General features: G+C 63.7%; 13 protein-coding genes. 9 read left to right on the forward strand and 4 right to left on the reverse strand.

Annotated features, from left to right (window positions below):
* The first annotated feature begins 36 nt into the window (after positions 1-36).
* The 3 genes from F3H96_RS05410 (at position 37) to F3H96_RS05420 (ending at position 4,567) form a co-directional block, all read left to right on the forward strand.
* Positions 37-1,341, forward strand: coding sequence for a DUF6638 family protein (locus tag F3H96_RS05410; RefSeq protein WP_149790903.1), 1,305 nt, complete (start codon positions 37-39; stop codon positions 1,339-1,341).
* A 103-nt stretch (positions 1,342-1,444) separates the two neighbouring features.
* Positions 1,445-2,569 carry a DUF2333 family protein gene (locus F3H96_RS05415; RefSeq protein WP_149790904.1) on the forward strand — a complete coding sequence of 375 codons (1,125 nt, stop codon included), beginning with the start codon at positions 1,445-1,447 and terminating at the stop codon, positions 2,567-2,569.
* 318 nt (positions 2,570-2,887) lie between these two features.
* Positions 2,888-4,567 (forward strand): formate--tetrahydrofolate ligase, encoded by a 1,680-nt coding sequence (locus F3H96_RS05420; RefSeq protein WP_149790905.1) that lies wholly within the window; start codon positions 2,888-2,890, stop codon positions 4,565-4,567.
* A gap of 134 nt (positions 4,568-4,701) precedes the next feature.
* Here F3H96_RS05420 and F3H96_RS05425 read toward each other — a convergent pair whose 3' ends face one another.
* From F3H96_RS05425 to F3H96_RS05435, 3 genes are all read right to left on the reverse strand, one after another.
* Complete coding sequence (locus F3H96_RS05425; RefSeq protein ID WP_149790906.1) at positions 4,702-6,015, reverse strand: hypothetical protein; 1,314 nt, start codon at positions 6,013-6,015, stop codon at positions 4,702-4,704.
* A 16-nt stretch (positions 6,016-6,031) separates the two neighbouring features.
* On the reverse strand, positions 6,032-6,247 hold the full coding sequence (locus tag F3H96_RS05430; RefSeq protein ID WP_149790907.1) for a hypothetical protein: 216 nt from the start codon (positions 6,245-6,247) through the stop codon (positions 6,032-6,034).
* 161 nt (positions 6,248-6,408) lie between these two features.
* A complete protein-coding gene (locus tag F3H96_RS05435) occupies positions 6,409-7,050 on the reverse strand; it encodes a cysteine hydrolase family protein (protein WP_149790908.1) in 642 nt (213 codons plus the stop codon).
* Between the two features lie 126 nt (positions 7,051-7,176).
* Between F3H96_RS05435 and F3H96_RS05440 the strand changes: the two genes are divergently transcribed.
* Positions 7,177-8,160, forward strand: a complete 984-nt coding sequence (locus F3H96_RS05440; RefSeq protein WP_149790909.1) for a helix-turn-helix domain-containing protein — start codon at positions 7,177-7,179, stop codon at positions 8,158-8,160.
* Here F3H96_RS05440 and F3H96_RS05445 read toward each other — a convergent pair.
* Complete coding sequence (locus F3H96_RS05445; protein ID WP_149790910.1) at positions 8,147-8,704, reverse strand: sugar O-acetyltransferase; 558 nt, start codon at positions 8,702-8,704, stop codon at positions 8,147-8,149. The two genes, F3H96_RS05440 and F3H96_RS05445, sit on opposite strands and share 14 nt — an antisense overlap.
* Positions 8,705-8,834: 130 nt before the next feature.
* On the opposite strand from F3H96_RS05445, the gene F3H96_RS05450 reads away from it, so the two are divergent.
* From F3H96_RS05450 to F3H96_RS05470, 5 genes are all read left to right on the forward strand, one after another.
* Positions 8,835-9,296, forward strand: a complete 462-nt coding sequence (locus F3H96_RS05450; RefSeq protein ID WP_149790911.1) for a DUF4126 family protein — start codon at positions 8,835-8,837, stop codon at positions 9,294-9,296.
* On the forward strand, positions 9,293-10,669 hold the full coding sequence (locus F3H96_RS05455) for an FAD-containing oxidoreductase (protein WP_149790912.1): 1,377 nt from the start codon (positions 9,293-9,295) through the stop codon (positions 10,667-10,669). The genes F3H96_RS05450 and F3H96_RS05455 overlap by 4 nt, the downstream gene beginning before the upstream one ends.
* Before the next feature lie 119 nt (positions 10,670-10,788).
* Positions 10,789-11,961: an MFS transporter gene (locus tag F3H96_RS05460; protein ID WP_149790913.1), complete on the forward strand. Its 1,173-nt coding sequence runs from the start codon at positions 10,789-10,791 to the stop codon at positions 11,959-11,961.
* Positions 11,962-12,074: 113 nt separating this feature from the next.
* A complete protein-coding gene (locus F3H96_RS05465) occupies positions 12,075-13,130 on the forward strand; it encodes a succinylglutamate desuccinylase/aspartoacylase family protein (protein WP_149790914.1) in 1,056 nt (351 codons plus the stop codon).
* 240 nt (positions 13,131-13,370) lie between these two features.
* On the forward strand, positions 13,371-15,560 hold the full coding sequence (locus F3H96_RS05470; RefSeq protein WP_149790915.1) for an anthranilate synthase: 2,190 nt from the start codon (positions 13,371-13,373) through the stop codon (positions 15,558-15,560).

Below are 15,560 nucleotides of genomic sequence, written 5' to 3' on the forward strand. Positions count from 1 at the left end.
CGGGCACCTTCTCCCCGTGAACGGGGAGAAGGAAAGATGAAAGCCGCCAAAAAACCCGATCTCCTGCGCGACAACGAGCTGATCTACGGCAGGCTGCTCACCGTCGACGAACCGCATCTCGTCCAGCGTTACAACAAGGCGCTTGCCGCGTTCGGTCTTCAACCCTCCAAGCTTGCGAGCTTCCAGATCGACCGCACCGGCTTCTCGCCCGAAATCGCCGAGGAGTGCGGCGACTACGACTATCTCGATCCCAATGAAGTCAACCGCCGCTTCATCATCCTGACGCCGTCGCAGATCGACCTGCCTGTCGTGCACACCGCCTTTTCGAACACCTCGCAGCTGATGTTCGAGTTCATGTCGAAGAACCAGCGCGCCATCGACGCGCTGACCATCAAGGACGTGATCTACGGCGAGATCGAGGATGCGGTCCCCAAGGTCAACGACATCGAGGACCTGCTGTCGATCAACCAGGTCGAATTCAAGGTTCTGTCGGCCGAGGACGTGCTGGGCAAGGCGGCCGAGCTGGGCAAGCTCGTCGACCGGCTGAAGCAGGAGCCCGACGCCTGGCGCGACAATGCAATGCTCGAGCGCATGGTCGACCTCGCCAAGGTCTGCGGCGACATCCGCGAGAACGCGCTGGTGCCCGACCAGGTGATCTTCCGCCACAACGCCTACTGGACCAGCCATTTCGGCGGGCTCTACGTGTTTGTCGACCCCGACATGACGACGGTGATCAGCGATCCCGCGGCTCCCGGCTTCCGCCGCTCACGCCCCTGGCAAGTGAGCTATCTGTCGATCAACGACGCCGACAAGGTGTTCCGCTTCCTCGCCGCCACCGGGCGCCTCGACCTGCCGCGCGCTTCATGGATCGAGACTTCCGGCTATCTCGAACATCGCGCCGAAATGGTCGTGCGCGCGCTGATCCGAGAGGCCGAGCCCAACCGCAATTTGACCGATGTCGACAAGGTCTGGCTGCAGACCTGGATCCACGGCCATGCCGACCTGATCGCCCAGGACGGAAACTTTCCCTTCCTCAACGCCGCCAAGCGCGAGATCGCCCAGTTCGGCCATCTCAAGATCGAGGATGTGCCGCCACGCCAGCGCTTTCTGGTGGTCCGCGCCAAGCCCGATCATCCCGACGCCTGGCTGGCCAATCAGCTGATCTCGGATTTCGTGCCGCAGGACTTCGTTTCGCGCTACGTCTTCAACAAGCCGGGCTTCTACAAGGATTATGATGGCTTTAGCGACGCCTGGCGCGCGCATGTTGTGGACGTTCTGAAAACCACATATTTGAAGGACAAGGCTGCGTTCCGCACGCGCCTTTACGGCTTGACGGACTAGAACGAAATGAATCGTCATTCCGTTCTAACTTATTGTTTTGGCGCGTGATGTTATCCGAAAAATCTGCAACATTTTGGCATCATACTGAGGGGTGACGACAGCCATGCTAGACCCGATCGTGAACTTCTTCACCCGGATCTTCCAATGGATCGGCCGCGGCATCGGCTTCATCATCGGCGCCATCCTGTGGCCGTTCATGTGGGTTGGCCGCTGGTATGGCCAGCGCGGCTGGATCCTCAAGGCTGTGGTCGGTCTTGCCGTTCTGGTGCTGATCGGCCTCTACGCCAACTTCTTCTACGCCACGCAGTGGTGGAACAATTTCAACCCGAACTATCCCGACACCTACACCTTCGAGAAGCGCAATGTGTCGGCCGGCGAGCAGGTTTCGGCCGGCACCGGCACCGATACGGCCAAGACCTGCGGCAACTCGGCGATCGCCCAGGTGGCGGCCGATCTGACGGATTTCAACGTCAACCAGAACGCCTGGATCTCCTCGATGATCCTCTACAAGCTCGGTCTGTTCGGCATCGACTGGGACCACACGCCCTGGATGGACAACAAGGCCTCCTTCCAGCGCGGCATCAACCAGGCGGTGCGGCGCACCGCGACCGAGCTTGCCGACAATCTCGGCCGGGTGCGCACCACCTCGCAGATCGACGCCGACCTGCAGGACGCGCGCGGCAATCTGCAATTCGACGAATACACCTGGTATTTCGGTCTGAACCCGTTTGGCCCCAAGACGCCGACGCCAAGCTACTATCGTGACGCGGTGCGCAAGCTGCGCTCCTTCAATGCCCGTCTCGCCACTTGCCAGGCGACCTTCGACGCCCGTGCCGACAATCTCAAGCAGTATATCGACCGCATCGCTTCGGACATCGGCTCGACCTCGGCGATCCTCAAGGAGCGCGCCGAAAACCATAACAATGGCTGGTTCGATACCCGCGCCGACGATCGCTTCTGGTTCGCCTACGGCCAGCTCTACGCCTATTACGGCCTGATGAAGGGCGCCCAGGCCGACTTCGATGACGTGATCAAGGAAAAGCACCTGCAGAGCTTGTGGGACACGATGGATTCGCAATTTGTCTCGGCCCTGCGCATCCAGCCTTTCATCATCGCCAATGGCCGCGAGGATGGCTGGCTGTTGCCGACGCATCTGACGACGATGGGCTTCTACATCCTGCGCGTGCGCTCCAACATGGTCGAGATCAGCAACGTGCTGACGCAGTAGCGGCGTCTTGAGACAACAGGCCGATGGCGGAATTGCGCCGTCGCCTCTGTCGCTTTTCGCGTATTCAGCGGCTGTTTTGAGACGGCGGAACGGTTTGTGCTCTGGCTTCTATACGCCGCTAACAACCGGGCGCCAATGACCCGAGGAGGGTCGGACCGGGAACAGCCATTTCTTTCTTTGCAGGAAACATAGTTGCATGAAAGTTGACGCCGTGGCAGCGACAGGGTTAGAAAATGCCCCTGCGCCCATGTGGCGTTTCGAACATGCACAAAAGATCAAAACCGTCCCTTCCACCGCCCAATCCAGAGGAAAGCCGTCATGGCCGAAGTGAAGTCCGACATCGAGATCGCGCGCGGCGCCAAGAAAAAGCAGATCCAGGAGATCGGCGCCAAGATCGGCATCCCGACCGAGCATCTCCTGCCCTATGGCCATGACAAGGCGAAGGTCTCGGCCGAGTTCATCAAGTCGGTGAAAGACAGGAAGGACGGCAAGCTGATCCTGGTCACCGCGATCAACCCGACGCCTGCCGGCGAAGGCAAGACGACCACCACGGTCGGCCTCGGCGACGGCCTGAACCGCATCGGCAAGAAGGCCATCGTCTGCATCCGCGAAGCCTCGCTCGGTCCGAATTTCGGCATGAAGGGCGGTGCGGCCGGCGGCGGCCTCGCCCAGGTGGTGCCGATGGAGGACATGAACCTTCATTTCACCGGCGACTTCCACGCCATCACCACCGCCCACAACCTGCTCTCGGCGCTGATCGACAACCACATCTACTGGGGCAACGAGCTCGGCATCGACACCCGCCGTGTCGTCTGGCGCCGCGTCATGGACATGAACGACCGGGCGCTGCGCGAGATCATCTCCTCGCTGGGCGGCGTCGCCAACGGTTTTCCGCGCGAAGCCGGCTTCGACATCACCGTCGCCTCGGAAGTGATGGCGATCCTCTGCCTCGCCACTGACCTCAAGGACCTCGAGAAGCGCCTGGGCGACATCATCGTCGCCTATCGTCGCGACAAGTCGCCGGTCTATGCCCGCGACCTCAAGGCCGACGGCGCGATGGCGGTGCTCTTGAAGGACGCCATGCAGCCCAACCTCGTGCAGACGCTGGAGAACAACCCGGCCTTCGTGCATGGCGGCCCATTCGCCAACATCGCGCATGGCTGCAACTCGGTCGTCGCCACCACGACGGCGCTGAAGCTTGCCGACTACGTCGTCACCGAAGCCGGCTTCGGTGCCGACCTCGGTGCCGAAAAGTTCTTCGACATCAAGTGCCGCAAGGCGGGCTTGAAGCCGTCGGCCGCCGTCATCGTCGCCACCGTGCGCGCCATGAAGATGAACGGCGGCGTCAAGAAGGAAGAGCTCGGCAAGGAGAACATCGAGGCGGTCAAGAAGGGCTGCCTCAATCTCGGCCGCCACATCGAGAACGTGCACCAGTTCGGCGTGCCGGTGGTGGTGGCGATCAACCACTTCACCACCGACACCGAAACCGAGATCCAGGCGATGAAGGATTTCGTCAAGGCGCAGGGCGCCGAGGCGATCCTGTGCAAGCATTGGGCGCAGGGCTCAGCCGGCATCGAGGATCTGGCGAAGAAGGTGGTCGAGATCGCCGAATCCGGCGCCTCGCAGTTCTCGCCGCTCTATCCCGACGACATGCCGCTGTTCGAGAAGGTCAACACCATCGTCAAGCGCATCTACCGCGGTGACGAGGCGATTGCCGACAAGTCGATCCGCGACCAGCTGCATGCCTGGGAGCAGGCCGGCTACGGCAACCTGCCGGTCTGCATGGCCAAGACTCAGTACTCCTTCTCGACCGACCCGAACCTGCGCGGCGCGCCGACCGGCCACACCGTGCCGGTGCGCGAGGTCAGGCTCGCGGCCGGCGCCGGCTTCGTCGTCATCATCTGCGGCGAGATCATGACCATGCCTGGTCTTCCCAAGGCCCCGTCCTCGGAAAAGATCTTCCTCAACGAACAGGATCAGATCGAGGGCCTGTTCTAGGGCAATTCCAGGAAACAAAGAGATGGAGCGGGTCGCCATTTCCATGAAACGGTGAAACGCGCTAAGCATCCAGCAGACTAGGAATGATCAAGGGCGTCGCGCTATCGCGGCGCCCTTTTTGCTTGCCGGATCCCTTACGCCACCGTGGCCGAACCGAACTTCTTGATGGCTGCGACCGACATTGAGACGAACTGGTCGAGTATGGCGAAGAAGATATCCAGGCTGAAGCCGAACAGGAAGGCGAAGGTGAACAGGCTGAAGCCTATTCCGGTGACCTCGCCGCCGAGCTTGGTGCCGGGCGCCATGAACCAGGCGAGGATCATGCCGGCAAGCCCGCCGAGCGCGATGCGGTGGATGAGCCGGGACAGCGGCGGGTTGGGCAGCAGCGGATTGAGGATCATACGCATGTGGAACATGATGCCGCCAAGCGCGCCGTAAAGCGCGGGCAGGATCCACAATGCATAAGGGCTGAGAACCTCGCTGAGCGTCTTGGCCTGCAATGTCAGCGTCGAAATCGAATTCGGCGTGATGGTGATGATGCCGGCGCACTGCAGGTTGCGTGTCGCCTCATCGAAGTCGGCGTTCACGTCTTCCGCCTGGCCGGACATGCCGGTGGCGCTGACGACTTCCGCGCCGCCTTGAGCGCTGCCGTTGTTCCTGCAATCGAAATCCGACTGCCTGAGCGGTTGGCTGTTCTCAGCTCCGCCTTGCTGTTGCGCCAGCGCAACCCGCTGGCCACAGAACTGGTCTATGGCCATCTGCCGGGGGTTCGAGAAATCAAGCGGCGCGCCCGCTTTTGCCGAGGAAGCCGAAAGCTTGCAATAGGCCCATTGCATGCCCCAGAGCGGAAACGGCGCCTCCTGCGTCATGAACCCCTGCGCCCTCACCAGCAGCGAGGAAAAACGCTGATCGAGCGCATGCAGGCTGTCGACGGAATTGTAATAGGCATCTTTGAGCAGCGTAAGGTCGGTCGCTGACGCCTGCTGGGCGGTGGCCGACCTCAGTTGCCTCTTCGTCGCCCAGACCTGCCTGATCGACTGCCTGAACCGGGCGCTGAAATCGTTGTTGTCGATCTCCTGCAGCTCGCTGCCGATCGAAACGCCCCTGTTGTAGACATATGTCAGCTTGCCGATGATGATCATCATCGTCACCGACAGGGCTATGAGAAAATAGGTTGCGAGCGCGGTCCGGCGCGACATGTCGCCCGGCGACCAGCCGGTGCGCAGGGCAGCCAGGGTGGAAAACGGCACGGTGCTGGAACAGTCGTTGAGCACGGTCTGCAGTTTCATGACCTCAGGCTGGCTTGCCGTCGCATCGGTCAGCTTTTCCGCATCGCCGATGGCGGCAAACAGCGCGCTGTCCTTGAACACGCCGTAGCGGCCATAGCCGGCGACCAGCTTCGCATCCGCAAGCAGACCGGAAACAAGGGGATCGTGGGATGCCGTCATCTCAGCGCTCCGACGGCTAGCCCAGATAACCCGGCACGAAGCCATATTGCGACGGGCACCCGCAGGGATAACCCGCAGGTCCCGGCGGCTGCGCCCAGCACCAGAAGAACTGGGTAAAGCAGATCGTTCCTGGCGCATGCGGCGGGACTTGCGCGAAGACGGGCCACGGCAGCATCGCCGCGCCGACAGCAAGGGCCAGGACGACCACGGTTCGTGCAACGCGCGTCTTCAATCCAGCCCCCAAAGCCAACCGCGCTTACTCACATGCGCTTTGACTTTGCGAAAATACCGGAACGCCTTCCGTGAAATCGGTCACGCTCTTCCAGGATATTGTCGCCGAACAAAAAAGGCGCCGCGTCTACGCAGCGCCTCTTTGGGTTCAAGTCCGTTCCGTCAGGCGGCGTTTCGCTTCAGCGCCCGCTGGTTCGATGCGTAAATCGTGTCGCGTTCAGGCAGGGCGCCGGTCTTCAGGCAATCGATCCAGTCGGCGGTCTTCAGCACCGCGGCGAAGCGCGATTGCAGGACAATGCTGATGACGCGATGGATATCCTCGGCGGAGGCATAACCGGCGCTGTTGGCGTAAGGCACCGAACCACTCGCGTCCGAGAGGAACTCGACCGCAAAACCCATATGGACGGCGTGGATGATGGTCGACAGATCGCAATTGTGCGTCATGTACCCGACGACCGCGATCGTATCGATGGCATTGGCGCGCAGCCAGGCCTCGAGATCGGTGCCGGTGAAGGCCGAAGGCAGCGTCTTCTCGACATAATGGTCGCGGCGACGCCTGGCGATCTCTGGATGCAACTCGCCGCCATGACTGCCTTTGGCGAAGATCGGCGAGGTCTCCGGCGCCATCTGTTTGACGACCACGATCTTGATGCCGGCCGCGGCGGCGGCGTCCATGGCGCGCGCCACATTGGCGACGCTGTCGCCGAACGGCGGGTGCTGGATGGCGAGATTGCCGCCATTATAGTCGTTCTGGACATCGACGACGACAAGCGCGCGGCGCGGCTGGGTGACTGGTGCTGACATGGCGGTTTCCTTTCGACCGTGTTGATGCGGCAAAACTAGGCGCGTGTTGCAGGAGCGGAAAGTGGCCCGATTGACATCATTCGAAAGAATTGGGACAATCGTCATTAAACCCGAGGATGTTGCCCCATGAAGAACCCGATCATCGCAGCCGTCGCCTTCGACGGCATCAGCCCCTTCCACCTCTCGGTGCCTTGCCTTGTGTTCGGCGCCGACCGCACCAAGCTTGGCCTGCCGCGCTTCGATTTCCGAGTCTGCGCGATGGAGGAAGGGCCCATTCATACCGATGCCGGACTGAGCATCCTCGTGCCGCATGGGCTTTCCGCGCTCGACGAGGCCGACATCGTGATCATTCCAAGCTGGAAGGACCTCGATGCCCCTGTGGCCGCCCCGTTTAAGGATGCGCTGCAGCGCGCGCATCGGCGCGGCGCGCTGATCGTGGGCTTGTGCCTCGGCACCTTCGCCATCGCCGGCGCCGGGTTGCTTGCCGGGCGAAAGGCGACCACTCATTGGGCCTATACCGACCAGCTGCAGGCGCTCCACCCCGACCTCGCGATTGATGCGGACGTGCTCTATGTCGACGAAGGCGATATCATCACCTCTGCCGGCGTCGCCGCCGGGCTCGACTGTTGCCTGCACATCGTGCGCGCCCGCTATGGTGCCGAGGCCGCCCTCCGGCTTGCCCGCCACGTCGTGCTTTCGCCGCACCGGCAGGGCGGACAGGCGCAGTTCATCGAGCGCCCGCTTGCGCCGACGCCAGACGCCGACCGCTTCACGCAGGCTCTCGATCAGGTGCGGGCAACACCCGGCGAACCGCACAGTCTCGACAGCGTCGCCGATAGGGCCGGTCTCACCCGCCGCACCTTCACGCGCCGCTTCCAGAAGTCGATCGGCACCAGTTTCGGCGACTGGCTGGCCGATCAGCGTGTCGCGCTGGCGCAAAGGCTGCTGGAGCAGACGGACAAGTCGATGGATATGGTGGCCTTCGAGGCCGGCTTCGGTAGCGCTACGTCGCTGCGCCAGCATTTCGCCGCGCGGCTCAGGACGTCGCCGATGCAGTATCGGCGCGAATTCTCGAAGGGCGGCACACAGGCGGCCTTCAACGGCGCGTAATCAACCGCGCTGGATTGCCGACCACTGTTGTGTTGGCCGCCACGTCGCGCGTCACCACCGCTCCCGCACCGACGATGGCGCCCTCGCCAATGCTGACGCCGCCGAGGATGACGGCGCTGCCGCCGATCCAGGCGTTGTCGCCGATGGTCACCGGTTTCGCAATCTCCAGCCTGGCACGCCGCCCAACCGCTTCCCGATGATGCTCGGCGCAATAGATCTGCACGTTGGGGCCAAGCAGTGCTGCCTTGCCGATGCGCACGGGCGCGGTGTCGAGGATGGTGCAGCCGGCGTTGAGGAAGGCGCCGTCGCCAAGAAACAGATTGAAGCCATAGGCGCAATGAAACGGCGCCTCGATGCGAACCCCGTCGCCCGCGCCGCCGAGCAGCGCGCCCAAGGCCGGAGCGATAGCGCCGCGCTGCCTGGGCGGCAGACTGTTGTGCGCGAACACCGCATCGCGGGCGGCAACGCGCAACGCCTCCAGCTCATCGTCGATGCACGTGTACCATTCGCCGGCCGCCATCTTCGTTCGTTCGCTTGCAGTCATGGCGGCACCTCCAGATTTGTCTCATGCCAAAGCATAATCCATCGTCAGGCAAAAGCCCGTGGCCAAACGCTTGGCCTATGCTAGCCTGCCTTCCTGGAACCGTGCAGGGTGGCTGATTGAGGGGGGCTTCATGCTCTACTTGCTTGCATTGCTGATCGGCGTCGTTGCCGGCCTGCGCGCCATGACCGCGCCCGCCGTGGTGTCCTGGGGTTCTTATCTCGGCTGGCTGCCGGTCGCCGGGACCTGGGCGAACTTCATGGGCCACTGGATCGCCGTCGGCATCTTCACCATCCTGGCCATCGTCGAGCTGATCGCCGACCATTTGCCGTCGACGCCGAGCCGGAAAGTGCCGCAGCAATTCAGCGCGCGCATCATCACTGGCGCTTTTTCAGGCGCTGTGATCGGCGCCGCTGCCGGCGCCACCATCGGCGGCCTGATCGCCGGCGCAATCGGCGCGGTGATCGGCACGTTGGGCGGCGCCGAAGCGCGCAGCCGGCTGGCCGCCGCCTTCGGCAAGGATCCGCCCGCCGCCTTCATCGAGGATGCGGTCGCCATCATCGCCGGCTTGCTCATCGTGGCGGCGGTCGCATGACTGCGAAGAGCTTCGACGCCATCGTCATCGGCGCCGGCCAGGCCGGGCCGCCGCTTGTCGGCCGGCTCGAGGCGGCCGGCATGAAGGTGGCGCTGATCGAGCGCAGGTTCATCGGCGGCACCTGTGTCAACACCGGCTGCATGCCGACCAAGACGATGGTGGCCAGCGCCTATGCCGCCCATCTCGCCCGCCGCGCCGCCGATTACGGCGTCGCGCTCTCCGGTCCGGTCGGGGTCGACTACGCGCGGATCAAGGCGCGCAAGGACAAGGTCACCAATGACGCCCGCGGCAATCTCGAAAAATGGATCGGAGGCATGAAGGGCTGCACCCTTTATCGCGGCCACGCGCGCTTCGAATCCGCCAGCACCGTGCGCGTCGGTGACGAGTTGCTCACCGCGCCAAAGATCTTCCTCAACACCGGTGGCCGTGCCTCGGTGCCGAACCTGCCTGGCGTCGAAGAGATTCCCTATCTCACCAATTCCTCGATGATGGACCTCGATGTGCTGCCAAGCCACCTGATCGTCGTCGGCGGCAGCTATGTCTCGCTCGAATTCGCGCAGATGTTCCGCCGCTTCGGCTCGCAGGTGACGGTCATCGAGAAGGCGCCGCGGCTGACCGGGCGCGAGGACGAGGACACCTCAGCCGCCATCGTCTCCATCCTCGAAAACGAAGGCATCGCCGTCCATGTCGGCGCCGATGACATCAGCTTTGCCAAGAAAGGCAACGACATCGCGGTGACCTTTTCCGCGGGCAAGCCGCCGGCGGTCGGCTCGCATGTGCTGCTGGCGCTGGGGCGCACGCCAAACACCGACGATCTCGGCCTCGACAAGGCAGGTGTCGCGATTGATCAGCGCGGCTTCATCGTCGTCGACGACCAATTGCGCACCACGGTGCCCGGCATCTGGGCGATGGGCGACTGCAACGGCAAGGGCGCTTTCACCCACACCTCCTACAACGACTACGAGATCGTTGCCGCCAACCTGCTCGACAACGATCCACGCAAGGTCAGCGACCGCATCGAAGCCTATGCGCTCTACATCGATCCGCCGCTCGGCCGCTGCGGCATGACGGAGTCCGCGGTGCGCAAATCTGGCCGCCGAGCCCTTGTCGGCCAGCGGCCGATGACCCGTGTCGGCCGCGCAGTCGAAAAGGGTGAGACGCAAGGCTTCATGAAGATCCTCGCCGATGCCGACACCGGCGAAATTCTCGGCTGCTCGGTGCTCGGGCCGGGCGGCGACGAGGCGATCCACTGTGTGCTCGACCTCATGTATGCCAAGGCGCCGGTCTCGACGCTGGCACGCTCCATGCACATCCATCCCACCGTCTCGGAGCTGCTGCCGACCATAGCCCAGGAGCTGAAGCCGCTGGCTTAGGTTTCCTCCGTAAGGTCGCCCTCGTCTTTCTGCATTGCTGCGTTGCAACAATGGCGCTTGTGCGCTGGGCACGTCCAAAGCCAGTCTCGATTTTTGAACCGATTCAGTCCGGACATCCCATGCCGCTGCCGATCCTAGCGCTTGCCATTGCATCCTTCTGCATCGGCACGACCGAATTCGTCATCATGGGCCTGTTGCCGGAAGTCGCGGCCGACCTCGGCGTCTCGATCCCTTCGGCCGGCCTGCTGGTCACCGGCTATGCGCTGGGCGTCGTCTTCGGCGCGCCGATCGTCGCCATGGCGACTGCCCGCCTGCCGCGCAAACCGGTGCTTGTCGGCCTCGCCACGCTCTTCGTCATCGGCAATCTCTTCTGCGCCTTCGCGCCCAACTATTGGCTGCTGATGGCGGCGCGTGTCTTCACCGCTTTCGGCCACGGCGCCTTCTTCGGTATCGGTTCGGTGGTTGCCGCGAGCCTCGTGCCGCGCAACAAGCGGGCCAGCGCCATCGCGCTGATGTTTGCCGGCCTGACGCTTTCCAACATCCTTGGCGTTCCCGCCGGCACGGCGCTCGGCGAAGCTTTCGGCTGGCGCGCCACCTTCCTTGCCGTCGTCGGCATCGGCCTGATCTCGGTCGCGGCCATCGCCTGGCTGGTGCCGTCGGACGTCGCGGAGCCCAGCGGCGGCGGCCTGCTCGGCGAATTGCGCGTGCTCGGCAAGCTGCAGGTGTGGCTGGCAATGCTGATCGCCTCGCTCGCCTCCGCCAGCCTGTTTGCCGTCTTCACCTACATCAAGCCCTATCTCACAGACGTCTCCGGCCTGTCGACCGCGACCGTCAACTGGGTACTGCTCTTGTTCGGCGCCGGCATGACCATTGGTAACATCATCGGTGGCCGGCTGGCCGACTGGAAACTGATGCCGACGGTGATCGGCACGCTGCTCGCCATGGCCCTGCTGTTCGTCGTCTTCGCCAAGCTTGGCCCGGTTGCCACGATCGCCGTCGCCGTTGTCTTCCTCTGGGGCATGCTGATCTTCATCGTCGTGCCGCCCTTGCAGATCCGCGTCGTCGAAGCGGCTTCCGAAGGGCCCAACCTTGCCGCCACCCTCAACCAGGGCGCTTTCAATGTCGGCAATGCCGGCGGCGCCTGGATCGGCGGCCTCGCCATCTCCTGGGGCGTGTCCTACGCCAACCTGCCGCTGGTGGGTGCGTCGCTCGCGCTGATGGCCGTCGCGGTGGCCGTAATCTCGCAGGCGCTGGACCGCCGCGCCGTCCTGCAACCACAGCCGGCCGAATAGGGCTCGGCGCCTTCGCCGCAGCCCTCCTGCGCCGACAACCCGCCAGGCTGGACCACTCGACACCCCAACCGCAAACATGCATGTGTGGCCTTCCCCCTACCGGAGGCCGCCTAATGCAAAAGACGATCGAACGCATCGCCGGCGACAGCGAAGGCGTCGCTTACGAATTTCCGGTCTTCCGCTACGAAGGCAGGGACAGGGCGGCCCCTTCAGCCTATCTGCAGGCGGCGCTGCATGCCGGCGAACTGCCGGGCGTGGTCGCGATCGACGCGCTGATGCCGATGCTTGCCAAGGCCGAGACAGAAGGCCGCATCAAGGGTCCGATCACCATCGTGCCATGGGCAAATCCGATCGGCCGTGCGCAATATCACTTTGGCGAGCATCAGGGCCGCTTCAATCTCGGCACCCGGACAAACTTCAACCGCTCCTTTCCGCTGCTTGCGGCGCCCGAAGTCGGGCTTTTGCCGGATGTCGGCCTTGGCGGCGCCGATCGCCGGCTGAAGAACCGGCTGGTCCAGCTCTCGCTCGGCAACGACATCGTCCTTGATCTCCACTGCGACGACGAAGGCCTCGCGTATCTCTACATCCACACCAGCCTATGGCCGGCGATGGCCGACTGCGCGGCCGCCATGGGCGCCGAAGCCGTTTTGCTGTGGAGCCAAGACAATACCGGCACCTTCGAGGGCGCCTCGATCATGCCCTACCAGAACGTGCCGGCCAGCATCGCGCGCTTCGACCGGCGCGTCGTCACAACGGTCGAATATCGCGGCATGCTCGATGTCGATGGCGCCACGGCTGCTTCCGATGCCGAGGGCCTCTATCGCCTGCTGGTGACGCGCGGCGTCATCCAGGATCCGTTGGTTCCGAAACTCGGCCAGTTTGCCGGCCCCGTCGTGCCGCTGGAGAACATCGACATGATGCCGGCGCCCAGGGCCGGCGCAATCCTTTACGACGTCAAGCCGGGCGACCGCGTCAAGAAGGGTGACAGGCTTGCGACGATCGTGCATGCGCCCGGCGAGGTCGGCGGCCGCACCGAGGTCTTCGCGCCGCAGTCGGGCTTCATCCTGACCCGCCGCTCGCGCCGCATCATCCGCGCCGGCGAGGATCTTTTGAAGCTCGCCGGCGACGGCAGAAGCGGCGACGCGCGCTCCGGCACGCTGGAAGACTGAGGCCATCAGGCCTTCACCCGTCTCCATGAAATCCAGTTGCGCGGCCGCCCATTCGCCGCTATGGGAGTCGGCCATGAACATGCGTTCGAACAAGACCGTTTGGTGGTGGGCTCGCTGACAGCGGCCTGTTCGTGCTTGTGCGCGTGAAAAAGAGGGTGGCCGCAACGGAATGTCCGGGCGGCCATTTGTTTTTTAAAAGCCATTCCGGGTCCGTTGCCCAAAACGCTGATGGAGACGGCAATGACGACTAAAGTTCTGGACAACGGGGCCGAGCGCTTCGTCACCGCGGGCGGGGTGACGATCACCCGCGAACGGCACGACAGGCCCTACGAAGGCGCCATCGATGCCTATGTCGACGGCCTCAATTCGCGCCGCGGCGCGGTGTTTTCCTCTAATTACGAGTATCCTGGCCGCTACACACGCTGGGACACGGCCATCATCGATCCGCCGCTGGTGATCGCCGCGCGCGGTCGCGCCATGCGCATCGAGGCGCTCAACGCGCGCGGCGAGGCGCTGTTGCCGGTGATAGCCAAGGCACTTGCCGCGCTGAGCGAGGTGGCGATTGCCGAAACCTCGAAAAAGCTCATCCGCCTCGACGTGGCAAAACCCGGTCGCGTCTTCACCGAGGAGGAGCGCAGTCGCGTTCCCTCGGTCTTCACCGTGCTGCGCGCCATCACCGCTTTGTTCAAGACCGCCGAAGACGCCAATCTCGGCCTCTACGGCGCCTTCGGCTACGACCTCGCCTTCCAGTTCGACCCGGTCGACTACAAGCTCGAGCGCAAGCAAGGCCAGCGCGACCTTGTGCTGTTCCTGCCCGACGAAATCCTGGTCGTCGACCATTATTCGACCAAGGCCTGGACCGATCGCTACGACTATTCCGGCGAGGGTTTTTCGACCGAGGGCTTGCCGCGCGACGCCCATGTCGAGCCGTTCAACACCGCCGACCGCATCCCGCCGCGCGGCGACCACGAGCCGGGCGAATACGCCACTCTGGTGCGCCGGGCGATGGAGAGCTTCAAGCGCGGCGACCTGTTCGAGGTCGTGCCCGGCCAGATGTTCTACGAGCGCTGCGAGACCCAGCCTTCGGAAATTTCCCGCAAGCTGAAGTCGATCAACCCCTCCCCCTATTCCTTCTTCATCAATCTTGGCGAAAACGAATATCTGATCGGCGCCTCGCCGGAGATGTTCGTGCGCGTCAACGGTCGGCGCGTCGAAACCTGCCCGATCTCCGGCACCATCAAGCGCGGCGACGACGCCATTTCCGATAGCGAGCAGATCCTGAAGCTGCTCAACTCCAAGAAGGACGAGTCCGAACTCACCATGTGTTCGGATGTCGACCGCAACGACAAGTCGCGCGTCTGCGAGCCGGGCTCGGTGCGCGTCATCGGCCGCCGCCAGATCGAGATGTATTCGCGGCTGATCCACACTGTCGACCATATCGAGGGGCGCCTGCGCGAAGGCATGGACGCCTTCGACGCGTTTCTGTCGCACGCCTGGGCGGTCACCGTCACCGGCGCGCCGAAGCTTTGGGCCATGCGCTTCATCGAGCAGAACGAGAAGAGCCCGCGCGCCTGGTATGGCGGCGCCGTCGGCATGGTCAACTTCAACGGCGACATGAACACCGGGCTGACCCTGCGCACCATCCGCATCAAGGACGGCATCGCCGAGGTGCGCGCCGGCGCCACGCTGCTTTTCGACAGCGTGCCCGAGGAAGAAGAAGCCGAAACCGAACTGAAGGCATCCGCCATGCTCTCCGCCATTCGCGACGCCAAGACCGGCAACGCCACCGGAACCGAGCGCGCCACCGCGCGCGTCGGCGACGGCGTCAACATCCTGCTCGTCGACCATGAGGACTCTTTCGTCCACACCTTGGCCAACTACTTCCGTCAGACCGGCGCCAATGTGTCCACTGTTCGTTCGCCTGTGCCGGAAGAGGTCTTCGAGCGGCTGAAGCCCGACCTCGTCGTGCTGTCGCCCGGCCCGGGCACGCCGAAGGATTTCGACTGCGCCGCCACCATCAAGAAGGCGAGGAGCCGCGACCTGCCGATCTTCGGCGTCTGCCTCGGCCTGCAGGCGCTGGCCGAGGCCTATGGCGGCGAGCTTCGGCAACTGCATATCCCGATGCACGGCAAGCCGTCGCGCATCCGCGTCTCGAAGCCCGGCATCATCTTCTCGGGCTTGCCCAAGGAAGTGACCGTCGGCCGCTATCACTCGATCTTCGCCGATCCGGTGCGCCTGCCCGATGGATTCGTGGTCACCGCCGAGACCGAGGACGGCGTCATCATGGCCTTCGAACACCGCAAGGAGCCAATCGCGGCGGTGCAGTTCCATCCCGAATCGATCATGACGCTTGGTCACAACGCCGGTATGCGCATCATCGAAAACATCGTCGCGCATCTGCCGCGCAAGGCCAAGGAAAAGGCCGCCTAG

It is taken from the genome of Mesorhizobium sp. NFR06, from assembly GCF_900115245.1.
Lineage (GTDB): Bacteria > Pseudomonadota > Alphaproteobacteria > Rhizobiales > Rhizobiaceae > Mesorhizobium.